Source organism: Paenibacillus sp. FSL R7-0302, assembly GCF_038006885.1.
Taxonomy (GTDB): Bacteria; Bacillota; Bacilli; order Paenibacillales; family Paenibacillaceae; genus Paenibacillus_AQ.
Genome location: NZ_JBBOWB010000002.1, coordinates 371266 through 389910 on the forward strand (window position 1 = coordinate 371266; position 18645 = coordinate 389910).

Below are 18645 nucleotides of genomic sequence, written 5' to 3' on the forward strand. Positions count from 1 at the left end.
GGAATGAGGTCAAAACAGCTTCAAAATTGGTTCTATTGTATTCTGTACAATTGAATATTGAACAAAGGGCACTTTTCGCCCAAAATGCATCATTCCAATGTACGAAATACAATAGAATATCATTTCACGGTCAGATATACGGTTTCTATTGCAGGAAAGAGTCAATTTCATAATTCAATTTGTTAAATAGCAAGATTAGGCCAAAATCTAAGGTCACATTTTTAAAAAATCAGGCGATTTGCTGGGAATTCCTCAACTGCTGGTTCAATTTGTCTAACGCAAACTTACTCAAATTGTACGCGAGCGTACTGAGCTGGAAATCGACACTTGCCCGGACACCGCGGTGGCGTGTGCGCTTCATCCCGAAATACTCTTTGAGATAGGCAAATACACGCTCCACGGCCGTACGCTTCTTGTACAGTGTTGTAAAACTTTCGCTACCTCTGGCGGGATAGGTGTGTAAACGCAAATCCGTTTGGATTCGAATTTTAAACACTTTTTGGCATTCGGTACCGGAAAGCGCACAGCCTTTGCATTCACTAGGCCGGGTGTACTTCAGGGTCTCATATTTGGCATCAAAACTGTCGTAACGGTACGCATGCCCTTGAGCGCACACCGGCGTGTAATCCAGATTCATTCCCGCAGGCGGGTCTTTGTGGTGAATCAGGGAAATCGCAGGATAGGCGCCGAGCGAATGAATCAGCTGGTAGACCGCCGCGCAATCGTACCCCTTGTCGCCCAAGATATGCTTGACCTTTAGCATCGGAAACTTCAGGAGCAGGCCTTTGAGAAGGACGACCGCCATACGCTGGTCATTCGGATTGGCCGAACTAAAGAGGCCGCTGAGGATATACTGGCTGTCCGTGTCGACCAGCAGATTCGCCTTGAACCCGTAATAGCTGGTCATTCGGCCCTTCGTATTTTTCTTGTCACAACGCGCAGCATGCCGGGGCAACGCGGTCAGTAGTTCATCGTACGGGTACGGCAACATCGCTTCAATGGTTTTCTGGAACGGTCCGAGACTTTGTTCATAGGCTTCCATTTCCTCGCGCCGACGTTCCTTTTCCGCCTGGGATGGACGGCCGGGCTTGCTATATCTGGGTTTCTTCAGCGGCTCGTTCGCCACCTTAGGCTCAGGCTCGGGATGTTCGAGCTGAATTTGCTCGGCCACCGAAGCTTCGCCTTCCTTTTGCCCCCGGCGAGCTGCACGACGCTTGGAGGCCGATTCGCTAAATTGGCAATCCCAAGCCTCGACCATGGAGGAATCCACAGCCAGATGGGTTCCGCTCACAAAGCCTTCTTCTAGGGCAGACGTGACTAGGCGATCCTGAAGTTGTTCCAGCATTCCCGTTTGCTCCAGCGCATGAATCAAACGGGAATAGGAGGCCTGACTTGGAATGTTATCCGAGCCGGTGAACCGGCACTGGACTCGAAATTCGTTGCTATGATTCAGTCGCCGGACCAGGGCAGAGACAAACTCGATGTTCTCCATTTTTGCAATCAGCAGCGAGTAGATCATGGCAGGTACGTTTAATTTTTCAGGCCGTCCGCGATGGTTCTTTTTCCCTAGTGCGAACAGAACTGGAGCTAAATGTAAGTGTTCAAAGATTTGGCTGTATTTATCTTCTGGACTCATTTGGAGCAATTCCTCGAAGGAAAACAGTTCTTCTTGTCGAATAGAATAGATGGGGATTACCTCTTTTCTTCTCGGGTGTTGGTTTCGTCGCCTATAACTTCGAGAATTTGGGGAGGTACTCCTTTTTCTATGCTCAAAAAAACCAGGTATAGCAAGGGTTTTGAATTATGAAATTGTCTCGGAAATACAATCAGATCAACTATACTTCTCCAGCATATCCGCAAGCGTCCGCTTCACCTCGGCCACCAGCTCCGGCGGCTCCTGCACGGTAGCCTCGCTGCACAGGCCAATCACAAACCGCGCGAAGAAGCCCAGATCGCTTCCCGGAACCTCTCCCTCCAGCCAGCCTGTGCCGTCTGCACGAATATGCAGCAGCACCGGGGACCATACCTCCCCTTCGCAGGCCTGAACCCCCTCACTCCCCAGCTCTACGTACAGCCGGATAAGGCTTGGTTCCGCTTGCGGCGGCTGCGGGCTGCCGTATTCCTCTGTATTGTCCAAGTGGATATGACGCAGATCAAGTGCGTCTGGTCCCGCTTCATCATACCCGGCAGACTGAATCCGGTCGCAGCGAAAGATACGGATGCCGCTCCGCAGGAAGCAATACGCCGGACAATACCACAGGCCGTTACTGGCATAGATGCCGACGGGCTGAATCCACCTTTGCTGCCGCCGGCCCTTCGACTCATAATCGATCAGCAGCACTTTTTGCCCGGTAGCCGCTTCCAGCAGTTGGGGCAGATAAGGGAATTCCGCCTGCCGTGCCGGTGTCAGGAAATCAATCCTGTTCTTCATCTCATCAATCCGGTCACGAACATCGCCAGACATGTAGTTATAGAATTTGTGCAGGGCGGATAAGGATTCTTCCTTGAAGGGAAGATATTTATAATGGCGCAGCGCATGGCTGGCAAAAAAAATCGCCACCGCCTCTTCCTCTGTGAACGCAATCGGCGGCAGGATTCTCTCGCTCAGCACCTGATACCCTCCATGTGGTCCCACTTCGGAATAGAGCGGTACGCCCAGCTCCCCCAGCTCCTGCAAATCCCTGAGAATCGTGCGTGAAGAGACATTGAATTCGTCAGCCAGCTCCCTGACGGTGAATTTGCGCTTACGGTTGACGGTCATCATGAGGTCCAGCAGCCTTTTGGATTTCGACACAGGGTTCACTCCATTTATTATTTTAACTATGACAATACCTGTCACTATTATAGTCTACACTATAACCATAGCCGGTTAGTACAGGCAAATACACCTTCCAAGGAGCGAACAAAACATGAAACTGCAAATGAACCCTTATATTCTGGTGGACGGATCTGCCCAAGAGGCGATAGCTTTTTATCAGGAGGCGCTTGGCGCTGTAGTGCTGTTCAAACAAACAATGGGCGAAGGCCCGCAGAACCCGGACGCCCCGATGACGGAGCAGGAGAAGGCGCAGATTGCCCATGCCGTGCTGCTGGCGGGGGAGACGAAGTTTTTTGTGGCGGATTATGAGCCGGGTATGCCGCGCAGCCGGGGCAACAGCATCAACATTTGTCTCACGGTAGAGACCGAGGCTGAAGCACAGCAGCTTTTCAATTCGCTAAAAGCTGGCGGAACTGTCGATATCGAGCTGGCCCCGGCCTATTACAGTCCCGCTTACGGCATGGTGACCGACAAGTTCGGCGTCTGCTTCCAGATTTTCACGATGAAGGGGCGGTGAGGCTGGGGAGACTGAGGTAACCTCGGGCCGATGGGCATTGCTACAAATGCGATAGGCTCCGCAGACCTATGTATCTTCGCGCGGCGTCCAATGTAATCGGTTTTTCGATTACTTTCGGCCCGGCAGTCATCGCGGCATCCAATGTAATCGGTTTTTCGATTACATTCGGCCCGGCAGCCATTGCGGCGTCTAATGTAATCGGTTTTTCGATTACATTCGGTCCGGTAGCCATTGCACAGTCCAATTGTGGTCGGTTTTTCGGCCACATCCGCATTGGGCATCAGCCGCAACAACACAAACAAAGCACAGTCCCTCCATACTTAAGGGGACCGTGCTTTGTTCTAATATAACGCCCGCCACAAGTAAAAGGTGGCGTACGCTTCCCAGCCTTGCCAAGGCTGGGCCAGCTCAAGCAGCTCCGCTGGCGTAGGCTTTCGGTCCATGCCGGTCAGATGCTTGATCACGTTCTGCAGGCCGACATCGCCGACCGGATAAGAGGACGCATCGCGCAGGCAGCGCATCCGCACATATTGCGAGGTCCACGGGCCGATCCCGCGGATCTGCAGCAGCCGCTGCTCGGCGGCAGCCGGGGACGGTAGCGCCAGCAGCTCCTCCCGGCTTAATTCCCCGCTTGTGATCAGCGAGGCTACGGTAAGCACCGTCTGTGCTTTGCTGCGGGTTAGCTGCAAGGCGCACAATTCCTCTACCTGCACCTCTGTGAATACCTCTGGTCCAGGGAAACGGTAGTAGGTCTGCCCCTCCCATTCCAGCGCTTCCCCGTATTCAGCGGTCAGCCGCTGCTTCAGCCTGTAGGCAAAAGCCAGATTCACCTGCTGGCCCAGAATCGCCCAGCATAACGCCTCGAACAGATCCGGGATGCCGATGATCCGCAGCCCCCGGTGCTCGCTGGCCAGCGGCCCGAGCAGCGGGTCCGCTGCCGCCAGCCTGTAGAACGGGGCAAGATCACGATCCAGATCAAACCACTCCATAATGTAGCGGGCCAACACCTCCTGCTCCAATGTACCGGGAATCGCCCCATGCAGCCGGGTTACACTCAGCTTGTGATTCTCGGACACACTGAGCCGTACCAGCAGCGGGCCACCCTCTATCCTGAACATCCGGCTGACGCCTGCTTCATCCGTGCGGAACAGGCATTCCAGCGGCGAACGGTTCATATACTCCAGACAGGCCCCCAGGTCGAAGTCTTCCGGCAGCGGCAGCTCAAAAAGCAAATCGTTCATGACCAGCCGCCCTTACATTGAGAATTCCCTCCAGCTGGAGCAGCTTCTGCTTCATCTGGAGTCCGCCCCGGAAGCCGGTTAAGGTGCCGTTCGCGCCGATAACCCGGTGGCAAGGTACAATGACAGGCACCGGATTCTGCCCGTTGGCCGCACCGACAGCACGAACCGCCAGCGGTCTGCCAATCCGCTCAGCCAATTGCTTGTAGCTGGCCGTCTCCCCATGCGGGATGGTAAGCAGCCCCCGCCACACCTCCTGCTGAAACGGGGTGCCCCACAGATCCAGCTCCACATTGCTGAAATCCACCGGCTCTCCGGCAAAATACCGCTCCAGCAGCGCTATCACCCCAAGCTGCTCAAATCTCCCGGCATTCTCCATGAGCTCATGGGCAGGCGCATACATTTTCAACCAGGAGGCGGGTAATTGCCCTTCGTCCTGCGGGAAGGATACGCGGATCAGGCCTTTATCGCTGGCCCACAGGGTCCACTCCCCGTTCCCGAGGTTCAGGGTATGATGATAAATCGTGATAGTATCTGTACTCCGGCTGTTATTCCGGCTTGGGCTTGGGTTCATGTTGGTTTCCTCCTTCGTTATGCTTGCTATGGTACTCTGTAGGGGACAGCCCCGTCTTCTTCACGAACCAGGCGGCAAAATGAGAGGGCGTACGGAACCCCACCGCCCGGCCGACTTCAGCCATCACTGCTGCGGTCTCCGTCAACAGCCTGCGGGCTTCTTCGGTTCGCAGCGTGTCCAACCTGGCAGCAGGTGACTGGCCGGTTACCCGTTTATAGGTGCGCTGTAAGTGGAACGGGCTAACCTTCAGCTCTTCAGCCATCGACTTCAGGGTCAGCTTGCTGCCGAACCGCCCGTCCATAATGGCATCCGCCTGCGCCGCCAGGACTGCGTCCGGACGGAGGGTGCCGCCTTCCTCGGGACGGCATCTTTTGCAGGGACGGAAGCCTGCCGAAATCGCCTCCTGCAAGGAGCCATAGAATACAACATTCGCTGCCTTCGGCGTTCTCGCCCGGCAGGACGGACGGCAGACAATATGGGTCGTCAGCACCGCCGTATAGTAGATCCCGTCATAGGTCGGCTCACGCCGCACCACCGTTTCATAGATACGCTCGAACATTTGCGGGTCCATCCCCATCACCTCTTACCGCCAGTATAAACGATTCGTTTTGATATATGCAGCCTATTGCAATAGGAAAGCAAGATTACGATAGTGAGGCTGAGGGTTTAGCCGATTCCGAGCAACGTTCGGAAAAAAGTGGAAAAACATCAGCTATTAGTGCTAGAATTGACTGCTTGAATTAACAATCTTTATTCGGAGGACTAAGAACCCAATGAAACGATCAGACATCCGCTGCGAACGCCTAAGCAAGAAGGATTCGCTCGCAGCCGCAAAACTATTAAGCCTGGACACGGATACTGGTCCTGACCTCCTGCGGGTGCTTGAAGAAGAGCCGGAACTGTTTATTGCTGCATATGTGGATGAGACGCTTCTTGCGTTAGTCCAAATGGAAGCGTCCGTACCCCAGTCTCATTTAAATGTATTTGTCGCTCCACAGTATCGCAGACAAGGCATCGGCAGGGCATTGATGCAGATGGCAGAAGCTCAATTACAGGCAGGCGGAACCCGTAAGGTCAGTACTTCTGTCCGGTCCGGGGCATCCTCTTCTCTTGCGTTTGCCCGCAGCCTGGGCTATGCTCCGTACTATTCACTTATTTATATGGAACGAACCGGCGGTTCTTTTCCTCAGGAGACATCCTCTGCAAGGTTGTATAGAGATGAGGACTTTGTGGCTGCCCATTCGCTGTATGCTACTGCTTTTCATGAAATGCGGATGCGCGTTGGCTGCTTCCCCGATTCTGTGCCTGCAGAGCCTAATGAAGGCAGACGAACAGCCTGGGCAGCGGATGCACAGGACAGGCTGGTCTATGAGCTTGACGGGGAAATTGCGGCTTACAGCCACATCCACGGGAATGAAATCAGCAGTGTTAGTGTACGTTCTGACCTTCAGGGACGCGGAATCGGACGAACCTTCGTGAAGTACTTGTGCAATGAGATCCACCGGCGCGGCTATACAAGCGTTACCCTATCCTGCATCGTTGGGAATGAGGCCATACATTTGTATAACAGCCTTGGTTTTCAGGAAACGCATCGAATAGAATATATGATAAAAAATCCGGACAACTCAAAGCATTCCCGGTCAGGCCCCTCCCTGCCCGCTTCTCTACAATGAATAGTGAAAGGAAGGTGAGGAGATGGAGACGATACGGCTGCTTCAGCAGGCGATCGATTACGTAGAGCAGAATCTGCATAACGCCATCGGCGTCGAGGAGATCGCTGGAGCGGCGATGACCTCGAAGTACCATTTTCAGCGGATGTTCCATGCCTTGACAGGGTTCACTGTTACCGAATATGTGCGCAACCGGAGGCTCACACTGGCGGCGGAAGAGCTGGCTGGAACGGACGGCAAGGTAATCGACATTGCGCTGAAGTATGGGTACGAGACACCGGAGTCCTTCGCCAAAGCGTTTCAGCGGGTGCATGGAGTGACGCCCAATATGGCGAAGAAAAAGAACGTGAAGCTCAAATCGTTCTCCCGCCTCTCCTTTCAAATTCAGATCAAAGGAGAAAGCGAAATGAACTACAGGATGGTTGAAGAGAAGGGCTATGGCGTCATGGGTAAGGAGGTTATTATCCACCAGGATGCTTATAGCGAAATCCCTGCATTCGTAGAGAAAATCTGGAACGATGGGACACATGACCGGATTAACGAAATTGCCGGTAGACCTGCGGGCTCGCTGCTTTTTGGCTATTATTATGACTTCCGTGAGGATGGGACCAAGCGGTATCTGATGGGAATGGAACTGCCGGAAGGACAGAAGGTGCCGGAAGATCTGGTGAATCTGACTATACCCGACCAGACCTATGCTGTATTCGATTGCCGGGATAAAGTGCCAAATGACCCGGAGCTGGGGTCAGACATTAAGAATGTGTGGCGGCGGATCTATTCGGAATGGTTCCCGTCGTCAGGCTTTGAACAAGTAGAAGGTCCGTGCATCGAGAAGTACTTCTGGACGAATGATGAGCATGATGAATGTATATGCGAGGTATGGATTCCTGTAACGAAGAAATAAAACATAACATTTCTGATAAGCCCTCTACCAGCCATAACGGCATCTGGAGGGCTTTTTTCCGTGCCAGGGTAACGATTGTTAACCTCTCAATTCTCAAGTTATAATCAATGTATACAAATAACTGGAAGGGATGGATCTTCTATGCTTAAGAAAATTTCAAATGACGCAGGGCCAGCCCATTGCCTATAAAAATGGAAAGCCAATACAGATGGACAGTGAAGCCAATAATTACAACGGACGAATCATGGTTCCCGCAAAGTTTGTCAGTGAGGCATTTGGATACCGTGTGTACTATGAAAAGATAAGGGAGATCATCTTCATTCAATCTCAGAATTTCACTCCTGATGCCCAGGCCATCCATTCAGCAGATGTGAAGCAGGCGCGCCTGGCGGCCCTATCGTTGCCGGTGCGTTACGCTTTTAAACCCGGTACAAGTGTACAAAGTAATCAATCCCATTACTACTCGTATGCCTTTGCCTCAAAGGACGCGACCCGCTATGCCTACAGCAATGGAGAAATAACCACTGTGGTTGAGATTGCAGGCACAGCGGCAACAGCCGTATGGCAAGCTTCTGAGGCCGATATCCCCGGTTATCCTGCGACAACATTCGGCGGTGTGCAGCCAGCGTATATTTCCGATCTGTTTCAGGATTCTTTTAGCTACAACAACGGGGTGTATAGCGGTTATCGCACGCTTAGCGACGGTACTGTAACAACCTTTAAATTCCCCGGCCTCCCTTATACGGATCTGATCCGGGCCATCCCGGAGTAAGGAAACTTATATGCCAAAGTTAGCTCCCGGGAAAAGGGTGTACCGGTCCAGATATTTTGCAGTATCCGGCATCCTTTTCACGGACTTGATTGCCCCCTGCCCAAAAACAAAATTCCACCGTTCCACCTTCACCTTGTACTCATCCTCTGCAGTCACTCTCTGCACAATCCGCACGGTTAAGGTGCTGTCTGCATATCTCTCGCCCGTTCTAAGCGTTTTCTCTCACCGATCGTATGTATGGATCACATTGTTGCACATTTTGCAGGATTGTTCTAAAAAATGTTACGTGCTACGGTACATTGTTGCATCATTTGCAGGAATTCCGGTGATTAAAGCAAGTTAGCGCTGGCTTTGTTGCATTTTATGCAGGATTTCAGCTTCTGGCGCTTCTATGGGGCAGTATTGCTGCACTTCTTGCAGGATTTCTCTACCTGGATTTCTCTACAATGTACGGTCTGCGGAGCATGGGACCCTATCCCTCTTCGCCGTAATACCTCGTATTCGGTTTTTTATATACATTTCATTTACTCTTCATTCAGATGATTCAAAAAAAAGCCCCCGGAGCAGCCCTAACGCTGTCCGGAGGTTCTAAGTAACATAGAATTTAATTGCTCTCATATGTGTTAATTACGTTGTTATCCGCCGTTTAGCTCACTGCCTGCTGAGCTTTAGCATCTATAGGTCCCTCTGCTGCCGGAGGGTTCTTTTTCTTCATGTAGTCGGAATAGTAAGCGGTGATGACCGGGACGAGAATGGAGGTAACGATTACGGATGCGGCTACCAGCGCTGTAGCGGACTGGGCGGCCGGCAGGAATTCGGGCTTCATGTTCGCTACCAGCATAGGGTTGGCGACCGCAGCACCGGCGGTACTGGAGGCGGCCAGTCCGGCAGTTCCGTTACCGCGGCCAATGAACTTGTCGGCCAGGATCAGCGGGACACCGGTAATAATGATAACGACAATACCAAGCAGAATACCGAGCAGGCCGGTGTCAACGATTACGCCAAGGTCGATCGAGCTGCCAAGAGCGAAGCCGAAGAAGGGAATGAGCGTCTGAGTAGCTCGGCCGAAGTAGGCGCGCAGATCATGATCCAGGTTCCCCAGGATGAACCCGACGAGGAACGGCAGGACAGCGCCAACGAAGAGATGCGGTTCAAATACAGCCACACCGGTGCTGCCCAGAATGAGCATGGTTACGAGCGGCCCGGATTCGAGTGACATCAGCACGAAGGCACCGGACTCTTCCTTGGTCCCATACTGCTGCATAATGGAAGCGTACAGCCCGCCGTTGGTCATATCCATAGCGGAGATGATGGCGAGGACCGACAGTCCGGCGAAGAAGCCGGTTTGCACCCCGCCCTCGGGCAGGAACTGGATAGCGATCAGGGCAACAACCCAGGCCACAGCAATCTTGGTCAATACCAGCGTACCGGATTTGCGCAATACGGTTCCGGTAGCTCTGACATCGATCGCGGCTCCCATACAGAAGAACCATACGGCCAGAATCGGCACGGTGCCCGTCATCAGGCCTTTGGTGAACCCTCCGAAATATTCGCCCGCATCAGGAAAAGCAGTGTGAATGATCGCTCCCAGAAATAGTGGAATGAGCATCATTCCGCCGGGAATCCGATCCAGTGTCTTTTTGATTTTCATATGATTACCCTACCCTTCTTACTCGTGATGAGTGTATATTATCTACTTGCGGCTTAGTCCAAGCTCGGGAATCATGGCAGCGAACAGATCATCGCTCTCCTTGAGCTGCTTCGCGAAGGCTTTGCCGTCCTTTACCAGCAGCCCCAGCCCGTTCGAGTTCATATATTCGCGGAATTCCCTGTCTTCGGTCCCTTTGATAAATGCCCCGGCTAATACCTCCGCAATCGCATCCGGCGTATCCTTCGGTACAGCCAGTCCCCTCCATGTTCCCGTGAAGTTCACATGAATGCCGGTCTGCTCTTCCAGGGTCGGCACGTCCGGCAGCGCCTCTGAGCGCTTGTCGGCATTGACTGCCAATATTCGCAGCTTCCCTTCATCCACATATTTCTTCACCTCGGCGGGACTGACTGGTACCGCATCCACGAATCCGTCCAATAAGGCGGAGACGGCCGGCCCTGCACCTTCAAAGGGAATATGCGCGAACTTCACACCGGTCTCCCGTTCCAAGGTTACGGCGGCCAAGTGCCAAATGCTCCCCGTTCCTGCGTTTCCCATTTTCAATTCCTCTGGATGCGCTTTCGCAAAGTCGAGAAATTCATTGACGTCCTGCCATGGCGCGTCCTGTCTTACGGTGATGGCGGAAGGATCAAAATTCGTCTGAGCGATCGGTTTGAATCTCTCATAGGTAATCGGCAATAATCCCAGATGCGGAAGAATGGTCAACTCGGCCGGCAAAAAAGTAACGGTATAGCCGTCTCCCTTGGCATTCGCGCCTTCCATCAGTCCTACGGAGCCTCCACCGCCGGTGCGGTTAACCACAATTACCGGCTGGCCCAGCACCTTCTCTGTCGCGGTGGCGAGTGCTCGCGCGGTGGCGTCCGTTCCTCCTCCTGCGGCATAGGGCACAAGCAGTGTGATTGGCCGTCCGGGATAATCTGTGCCGGCAGTCTCCTGGCCCGGGCCGCCTCCCCCAGGAATCCCGATTCTAAGAATCAACAGGACCAGAGCTGCTACAGCTGCTGTCCAGAGTCCTATTCGAGTGGTCCGTTTCAAATCCATCCCTCTTCTCTAATATAGAAGTAATCGGGCAGCCTGCAGATGCTTGATGCCTATGCCTGGCCTTGCGCCCGTGCCCTCACCCCCGTTTTCTTTGAGTATCAGCAGCCTGCCATGAAGGATGTGAAAGTTTTCTCAAATAGAACTTTATCGCAACCGGGGGTATTCCTTCAATCGCATAATCTTATTCCGAATCCTCAGAAACGCCGGAATGGCGCGGTTTTGGCCGATCTGCATACTCCTTGGAAGATTTGCTGCTCTCCCTGAACTTGCCGGGTGTGGTCGATTTAATCTTGCGGAAGACCCGGATGAAGCTGTTCTCATTCTGATAACCCACCTGCTGGGCAATCTCGGCAACTCTCAGACTGCTGTCCTGCAGCAGCTCGCAGGCTCTATTGATTCTCAAGTTGGTCAGATAGTCATATACCGTGGTTCCGGTCTCTTCCTTGAAGATGGTGCTCACCGAGGATACACCCATGTTCACATGGGAGGCGATATTAGGCAGCCCGATATTGAATTGCAGATTCTCCTTCATATACTCTATAAGATCCTGAACCAGCAGGAACTCCTTCGATTGCCGGTGCGCCCCGAAGGCGTCCGATAGCTGAACCGCTATGCTGCACAGCAGCTGCTCAATCTCATTAAGCTCCATGGTCGTCACCTGATGCCAGGTGTAATCTGCCAGCTCCGCAGGTACCGGGTATCCCCCGGCAGCAGCTATATGCAGAATTTCCTCCAGCAGGTCATTTAGCGAGCGGAATACTTTGTGCGGCTGAATTCCCCGCTTGCGGGTCTCGGCAATCCCTCTGCGGACCCAATCCTGTGCAGCGGCAGCATCGGATGCTCTCAGGGCGTTCAGCATTTCCTGCTTCCAGACCTCATCCGCAGCCCCGATGCTCTCTTCATATTTATTCTCTGCGCGGGAATAGACCCGTACATGGGAGTACCCTTCATATAACCGGTAGGAGAGCGCAGTCTGCGCCTCTGAGTAAGACTGGGCGATATGGGTGATGGAGCCCGCTTGTTCACCGATGCCGACGGACACCGGAATCTTCAGCACTTCGAGCATGGCAGACGCCAGCTTCCGGGCAGCTGCGTACAGCTCCTGTTCTTCCCCGCCTGCCGCCTGTAACAGGATGACAAGACTGTCCTGCTGCGGTGCAGCGACCACGGTCCGCCAGGAAGCTTCGCAGATTTCATAGGCCATGTTAATCATCGCGTATTTGAGCAGCATTTGATCCTCTTCCTTAAAGCCCGCAGACCACTGGGTATGCCGGTCTATGGATAAGACCAGCAGCTCGAACGGACCTTCCTTCCAGCCGTTAAAATAGTGCTCAAACCGCGTATGTGTCTCCTGGGTGCCGATACTCCGCGTGATCAGGTCCTGCAGGAATTTGGAGCGCAGCTCCGGGAGACTCCAGTCCGCTACCAGCGACTTACTGCGGAAATCACCGACCAGCTTGCCGATGACCGGCTCCAGATCGTACAGCCCGCCCTGCCCGGCTGCCTTCTGCTCAGGAAGCAGCAGCTTGTTAATCCGTTTGAGCGGCCGGAAGGCGGCAAAATTGTAATAATACATGGCAGCGAGGCCTACGGCGATAGAGATCAGCGACAGCATCAGCATCATATTGCGTGCAATCTTCACATTCTTCAGCAGCTGTTCCATGGGTACGAGCGAGAGCAGGCGCCAGCCGGTCACATTGGAGAAGGTCTGATTCGCCATATAGGCCTGGCCTCCGATGGTGACATGGGCAAAGGGACTGACATCGATGTCCTCCAGCACCTTCCCCAGCTCCGCCAGCGGGAACGGAAGATTCAGCTTGGGGTAGATCAGCTCTCCTTCCAGGTTATAGACGAGCTGGTAGCTGGAGAGATGGGTGTACATTTTGGAGAACAGCGTATCGTAATCCAGATCAATCAGCACGGCACCGGCCACTTCGCCGTTCACTACCACCGGCCGGGCCAGTGACAGCAGCTCGGTATCACCGGGGCGGGAACCGTTGCCGGTGTAGAGCCTTCTTTTGATCAGAAGCGGCTTCTTCTTAATCTCCCCGATCCAGGCCCCCCATTCATGCTCAGGCGCCTCCCCCCAGGACGGAACATAGCCGTAGCGGCTGGAAAGCACAGACTGGTCCTTGAATTTGACCACGCTGATCGCATGCACATCCGGCTCTGTCGCCAGCGCCTTGAGGTATTCCTGTGCCGCTGCGGCTCGGCCGCGATTATCCGCCTCAGCCGCTTCTATATAGCTCAGCACTGCGGGATGGAAGGACAGATCCACCGCCTTGTTGTCGGATTCCCGGAAGGCCCGGTTCGTAACATCTACGTTAATCTGCAGCAGTTCAATATTCGGTGTATTCAGCTCGGTATCCAGCGCATTGCGGTACTCTCTATAGGAGAATAGACCAATCATAGTAATCAGTAGGGATACCCCGGCTGTCAGCATCAGGATTAGACGGTTCTGTTTGTTGTGCAGCAGGTATTTCATTTTAAATCGCAGCATTGCTTAAGCTTCATCCTTCCAGCGGTTGCTCATAGGTCTAGATTTCAGATTAGCATGTTCCCCTAATATTTCAATATGGGGCATATCATACCTGTTAGGATTTCAGACTTTTCCGGGATACGCTATACAATAATGATATAATGGAACGACGGATTCACCCAATCTGCTACAGGAGAATGATAGCGATGCAGTCAAACTATATCATGGATGCAGCCGGGTGGGATAAGCTCATCTCGGAGGTAGCCCATTCTTTCGATGATCTGACCCTGAAACGGGGATTTCAATATTATAAGCAAACACGCGTGCATGCCTTCAGGATGATGGAAGAACGGAGAATGATGTCCATTGTGGAAGGCCGGGAGGATTATATAGTCTCTATAGATCTGGACCATCTGCAGGAGAGCCATTGTGATTGCCCCGTATCCGGGATGTGTAAGCATATGGCGGCCGTGCTGATGAAATACGCCGAGGAGCAGGACAAGCCTGTGCATTCCATCGCGAACGCCAAGGCCCTGGTCGACCGGCCGACGATTCATTCCGCTGCGGCGCCCGCTGTCCCGGGACGGCGCGGCGAGCAACTGAAGAAGCTGGCCGCCCTGATTCCTGAGGCTACGGTGCAGCAGTGGCGTGAATACATGGCGCTGCTGGTGGAGCCGCTTGCCCATACGGTGCGCAACCCGCAGTATGCCGACCGGGCGCTCGCCGCCATCACCGGGGGCCAGCCCAAGCTGCCTCCCGCTGCTGCCCAACTGTTCAAGTTACACGCTCATCTCTGTGTGCTGGAGAGTATCCTCCGGCCTGGCGGGACTTCCCTCACGGCGAACCCCTTGTCTCTTGGTTATTCCGTGGGCTACTACACCTCTATTGCGATTTCCGAGCTGCAAAAGCATATCACAGACATGATGAAGCGGGGTCTGCCGCTGGCGGAAGCCCCTGAGGAGTGGCCGAGAGTCTACGATACGATTGCCTATCTGCGGACTGAGATGCTGAACGAAACGCGTGAACGCGCCAGAGAACAGCCTTATTTCTCTGCTTGTTACAGCCTGCTGTGGATCAACTGGATTACCCCGAATCTAAGCGGACCGGAGCTGTACACCAAGGAGCTGGCGGAGCTGCAACAGGCCGGTGACAAGCTAAGCGCCGCTGCTCCCCGCCATGCCTTGCTGCTGGCCGAGAGCCGGATGCATGCGCTGCTGCATGAGGATGCGGCCGCTATTGAGAAGCTGAACACAGCGTCCGAACGGCCCGGGCTGCACCCGGAGGAGCTGATGAGCTTCCTGCCTCCGCTGGCCGAAGCCGGGCAGTGGAGACGCCTGGCCCTGTGGCTGGCCGCGCTCGGCCCGCTGCTGAACAGCCGAATGTACAATCTGCTGGATTATGCAGGCTACTGGGATGAGGCAGTGCGTCACCTGCCCGAAGAAGAGCCGCTGATGTGGGATACGCTGTCGGGTATGCTGCCGCTGTCACGCGAGATCTATGAAGTCCAGCTGCTCGCCTACGGCAAATGGCAGGAATGGATGGATATGCAGATCTCCTCCGGCCATCGGCCTTCCGACTTCCGGGTGAGCGACCTGCAGCCGATCGAGAAGAATGCGCCGGAACTGCTTCTGCCGTTCTACCATCAGGCGGTGGAGCGCTTCGTGCTGGAGAAGAACCGGCACAGCTACAAAGCGGCCGTGAAGCTGCTCAAGCGGCTCGCCAAGCTGTACAAAAAACTGAAACGCGAAGCACGCTGGGAAGTGTTCCTGGACGGCTTCACGGATAGGCATAGCCGCCTGCGCGCCCTGCAGGAGGAGCTGCGGAAAGGAAAACTGATCCCATGAATATGAAGATGCGCAATATTACCGTCCAGCTCGCCCTCACCCAGTATGGTGATGCGCTGATCTACGGTGTGGATGACCGGGATGATTATATGCCCGGTGTCCAGCTCAAGCAGATGCTGTTCGCCTGGCATGAGGAATCCTTCTACGGCACGGAGCTTAGCACCTCGAAGGCCGATGAGGTCGAGCTGGTGGTGCTGCCTGCCGAGCAGGTCCTGCCGTTCTTTGCGGACCTGCGGCTGCTCCGGCATGTCGGCTGGAGCTGGCAGGGCGATGCCCAGCTGTTAACCCGGCTGGCCCCGCTGCTGGCCGGAATGCTGGAGGCCCGGCAGTACGCCCCCAGCTTCGCAGCCTACCGTGAAGGCCAGCTCCGCTGGGCCTGGGAGGAGCAAGTGCTGGCGGAAGCCGCTGAGGCGAACTGGGACGATGCGGCCGCGCTGCATCGTCTTCAGGAGCGCAGCGGGTTCGCCGAAGGGCTGCAGGCCGCCTTCTCGGCGGCGGTCTTCCAGCGGCACTACAGCACCGAGGCGCAGGCCGGTGATCTGCGCAGTGAATTCCCGCTGCTGTTCAGCGCAGGCGGGAGAAGCGCAGCCGGTATGGACGAAGACAGCTGGCTGATGTCCATCGGCTGGAAGGCAGACACCGCGCCGTTCCGGCCGGTGCTGCAGCTGCTTGAGCCTGACGATGAGCTGCCCCACTGGCGGCTCCAGCTGCTCCTCCAGGACAAGCGCGACGAGTCCGCGCTTGTGCCGCTGCGACTCACCGGGGACGGCGAGCCGCATGGCACTTGGCCCGCAGCGTGGACAGCGCATGTCCACGAGCGCGCGGGTGGGTGGCTGTCACGGCTGCGTGACAGCCTTCCGGAGCACATCGGGCGCGGCGCCGATGTGCTGGCAGAACCGCTGAGCGACGAGGTCGCGTGGCGGTTCCTTACGGCCGACAGCCGCCTCCTGCTGGAGGCTGGCTGGCAGGTGCTGCTGCCGGCGTGGTGGGAAGCCGCCAGCCGCAGGAAGCCGCGCCTGCGCGCGAAGATCAGCTCCGGCACGGCTGAGGGCAGCCGCGGGCAGTCGCTGTTCGGCCTGGATGCGCTGGTCGATTTCGACTGGCGCATCTCCATCGGCGACGCCGACCTGTCCGAGGCGGAGTTCGCCGACCTCGTAGCGCGCGGGGAGCGACTCGTCCAGTTCCGCGGCAAGTGGATTCCGCTGGACCCTGCGCTGCTGGCGCAGATTCAGCGGGCCATGGCCAGGATGGACAAGTCGCGTGGCTTGTCCTTCCAGGATGTGCTGCAGCTGCACCTGCTGAACGAAGGTGCAGACGGCGATCCGGAGGAAGCGGAAGCGCAGCGTGCCGAGGAGGAAGCGGTCCGCGTCCGGCTGGAGGTCGAGCTGAACGAGCATCTCGTGAAGCTGATCGGCCAGCTGGGGCAGCGCAGCCAGTGGCCGAAGCCGGAGGTGCCGGCCGGTCTGCACGCCGAGCTTCGAAGCTACCAGCATGAGGGCTTCGCCTGGCTTGTCTTCCTCCGCCGCTTCGGGCTGGGCGCTTGCCTGGCCGATGACATGGGGCTTGGCAAGACGGTGCAGCTGATCTCCTACCTGCTCCATCTGAAGGAGCAGGAAGAGGAAGCCGCAGCTTCCGGCGCACCCGCGGCCCGGCGGCAGACCGAACCGGCCGGCTGGCCTTCGCTGATCATCTGCCCGACCTCCGTGCTGGGCAACTGGCAGAAGGAGCTGCAGCGCTTCGCGCCTTCCCTGAACGTGATGCTTCACTATGGAAGCAGACGCCTGGACGCCGGATATTTCTACGGCGCGGCTTCGCAGGCGGATGTCGTGCTCACTTCCTACGCTACCGCTGCACTGGACCAGGAGCTGCTGAAGCAGTTCACCTGGGCAACCGTGTGCCTGGACGAAGCACAGAATATCAAGAACGCCGGAACGAAGCAGTCCGCCGCCGTGCGCAGCTTCCCGGCCTTGCACCGGATCGCCTTGACCGGTACACCGATTGAGAACAGGCTGTCCGAGCTGTGGTCGATCTACGATTTCATTACACCTGGTTATCTGGGCAGCCCGAAAGGGTTCCAGGACCGGTTCGCAAATGCCATTGAGAAGGAGCGCAATGCCGAGCGGACCGCAGATTTGCAGCGGCTGGTCAAGCCGTTCATGCTGCGCCGCAAGAAGAAGGACCCGGCGATCCAGCTTGATCTCCCGGATAAGAATGAGATGAAGACCTACATTAACCTGACGGCCGAGCAGGCCGCACTCTACGATCAGAACGTGAACAGCCTGCTTGAACGGATGCAGAAGCTGGAGGGCATCGAACGCAAGGGGGCCATTCTCGCCGCCTTGACCAGCCTGAAGCAGCTCTGTGACCATCCGATGCTGCTGACCAAGGAGGCACTGCCTGAACCGGAAGACGGCAGCGCTCTGGACACCACCTCCTTGATCGAACGCTCTGCGAAGCTGGAACGGCTGCTCGCCATGGTCCGCGAGCTGCGCGAGGAGAACGAGCGCTGCCTGATCTTCACCCAGTATGTGGGCATGGGCAAGATGCTCCAGGCTGTACTTCAGCAGGAGCTTCAGGAACCAGTGCTGTACCTGAACGGCAGCACGCCGAAGAGCACGCGCGACCGCATGATTGAGCGGTTCCAGACCCCCGCTCAGCCTGCGGGCGAAGCCGCTGCGGATGCAGCCGCCGGTGCACAGCCGTCCGATCAGCCGAATGTATTCATCCTCTCGCTCAAAGCGGGCGGGGTCGGCCTCAACCTGACGGCCGCCAACCATGTGTTCCATTTCGACCGCTGGTGGAATCCGGCGGTGGAGAATCAGGCTACGGACCGCGCCTACCGCATGGGCCAGACCCGGGATGTACAGGTGCATAAGTTCATCTCGCTCGGCACGCTGGAGGAGAAGATTGACGAGATGCTGGAGAGCAAGCAGCAGCTCAGCGACGACGTCATCTCCGGCTCCGAGGGCTGGATCACCGAGCTGTCCACGGACGCGCTGAAGGATCTGTTCACGCTGCGCCGGGAATGGGTGGGATAACCCGCCGCTGTGGATATCCCCTGCTTCGGCTATCTTTTATCTGCTACAGGTCTGTCTTCGGTCTGTTACCAGTCAGCCAGC

General features: G+C 55.7%; 15 protein-coding genes. 6 read left to right on the forward strand and 9 right to left on the reverse strand.

Features of this window, described 5'->3' with window-relative positions:
• Positions 1–229: 229 nt before the first annotated feature.
• Positions 230–1636 (reverse strand): transposase, encoded by a 1407-nt coding sequence (locus MKY96_RS27320; protein WP_340940833.1) that lies wholly within the window; start codon positions 1634–1636, stop codon positions 230–232.
• Between the two features lie 195 nt (positions 1637–1831).
• The gene (locus tag MKY96_RS27325; RefSeq protein WP_340945321.1) at positions 1832–2794 is read right to left on the reverse strand and encodes a helix-turn-helix transcriptional regulator; all 963 of its coding nucleotides are present in this window, start codon (positions 2792–2794) and stop codon (positions 1832–1834) included.
• Between the two features lie 115 nt (positions 2795–2909).
• On the opposite strand from MKY96_RS27325, the gene MKY96_RS27330 reads away from it, so the two are divergent.
• Positions 2910–3335: a VOC family protein gene (locus MKY96_RS27330; RefSeq protein WP_340945323.1), complete on the forward strand. Its 426-nt coding sequence runs from the start codon at positions 2910–2912 to the stop codon at positions 3333–3335.
• A gap of 40 nt (positions 3336–3375) precedes the next feature.
• Here MKY96_RS27330 and MKY96_RS27335 read toward each other — a convergent pair whose 3' ends face one another.
• The 4 genes from MKY96_RS27335 to MKY96_RS27350 form a co-directional block, all read right to left on the reverse strand.
• On the reverse strand, positions 3376–3567 hold the full coding sequence (locus tag MKY96_RS27335; protein WP_340945325.1) for a hypothetical protein: 192 nt from the start codon (positions 3565–3567) through the stop codon (positions 3376–3378).
• 109 nt (positions 3568–3676) lie between these two features.
• Entirely contained in the window at positions 3677–4576 is a 900-nt protein-coding gene (locus MKY96_RS27340) for a DNA-3-methyladenine glycosylase family protein (RefSeq protein WP_340945328.1), read from the reverse strand.
• On the reverse strand, positions 4557–5147 hold the full coding sequence (locus MKY96_RS27345) for a methylated-DNA--[protein]-cysteine S-methyltransferase (RefSeq protein WP_340945332.1): 591 nt from the start codon (positions 5145–5147) through the stop codon (positions 4557–4559). The genes MKY96_RS27340 and MKY96_RS27345 overlap by 20 nt, the downstream gene beginning before the upstream one ends.
• Positions 5122–5718, reverse strand: coding sequence for a bifunctional transcriptional activator/DNA repair enzyme AdaA (locus MKY96_RS27350; RefSeq protein ID WP_340945335.1), 597 nt, complete (start codon positions 5716–5718; stop codon positions 5122–5124). The genes MKY96_RS27345 and MKY96_RS27350 overlap by 26 nt, the downstream gene beginning before the upstream one ends.
• 202 nt (positions 5719–5920) lie before the next feature.
• Between MKY96_RS27350 and MKY96_RS27355 the strand changes: the two genes are divergently transcribed.
• The 3 genes from MKY96_RS27355 (at position 5921) to MKY96_RS27365 (ending at position 8493) form a co-directional block, all read left to right on the forward strand.
• Complete coding sequence (locus MKY96_RS27355) at positions 5921–6820, forward strand: GNAT family N-acetyltransferase (protein WP_340945338.1); 900 nt, start codon at positions 5921–5923, stop codon at positions 6818–6820.
• Positions 6821–6842: 22 nt separating this feature from the next.
• Positions 6843–7721 carry an AraC family transcriptional regulator gene (locus MKY96_RS27360; RefSeq protein ID WP_340945341.1) on the forward strand — a complete coding sequence of 293 codons (879 nt, stop codon included), beginning with the start codon at positions 6843–6845 and terminating at the stop codon, positions 7719–7721.
• A 160-nt stretch (positions 7722–7881) separates the two neighbouring features.
• A complete protein-coding gene (locus MKY96_RS27365; protein ID WP_340945344.1) occupies positions 7882–8493 on the forward strand; it encodes a copper amine oxidase N-terminal domain-containing protein in 612 nt (203 codons plus the stop codon).
• Positions 8494–9139: 646 nt separating this feature from the next.
• On the opposite strand, the gene kdgT is transcribed toward MKY96_RS27365, so the two are convergent.
• From kdgT to MKY96_RS27380, 3 genes are all read right to left on the reverse strand, one after another.
• Positions 9140–10144 (reverse strand): 2-keto-3-deoxygluconate transporter, encoded by a 1005-nt coding sequence (gene kdgT / locus MKY96_RS27370; RefSeq protein ID WP_340945347.1) that lies wholly within the window; start codon positions 10142–10144, stop codon positions 9140–9142.
• Positions 10145–10186: 42 nt separating this feature from the next.
• Positions 10187–11203, reverse strand: coding sequence for a tripartite tricarboxylate transporter substrate binding protein (locus MKY96_RS27375; protein ID WP_340945349.1), 1017 nt, complete (start codon positions 11201–11203; stop codon positions 10187–10189).
• Between the two features lie 181 nt (positions 11204–11384).
• A complete protein-coding gene (locus MKY96_RS27380; RefSeq protein WP_340945352.1) occupies positions 11385–13703 on the reverse strand; it encodes a helix-turn-helix domain-containing protein in 2319 nt (772 codons plus the stop codon).
• Between the two features lie 185 nt (positions 13704–13888).
• Here MKY96_RS27380 and MKY96_RS27385 point away from each other — a divergent pair, with 185 nt between their 5' ends.
• Positions 13889–15526: an SWIM zinc finger family protein gene (locus MKY96_RS27385; protein WP_340945355.1), complete on the forward strand. Its 1638-nt coding sequence runs from the start codon at positions 13889–13891 to the stop codon at positions 15524–15526.
• Positions 15523–18564, forward strand: coding sequence for a DEAD/DEAH box helicase (locus MKY96_RS27390; RefSeq protein WP_340945359.1), 3042 nt, complete (start codon positions 15523–15525; stop codon positions 18562–18564). The genes MKY96_RS27385 and MKY96_RS27390 overlap by 4 nt, the downstream gene beginning before the upstream one ends.
• Positions 18565–18645: the final 81 nt, after the last annotated feature.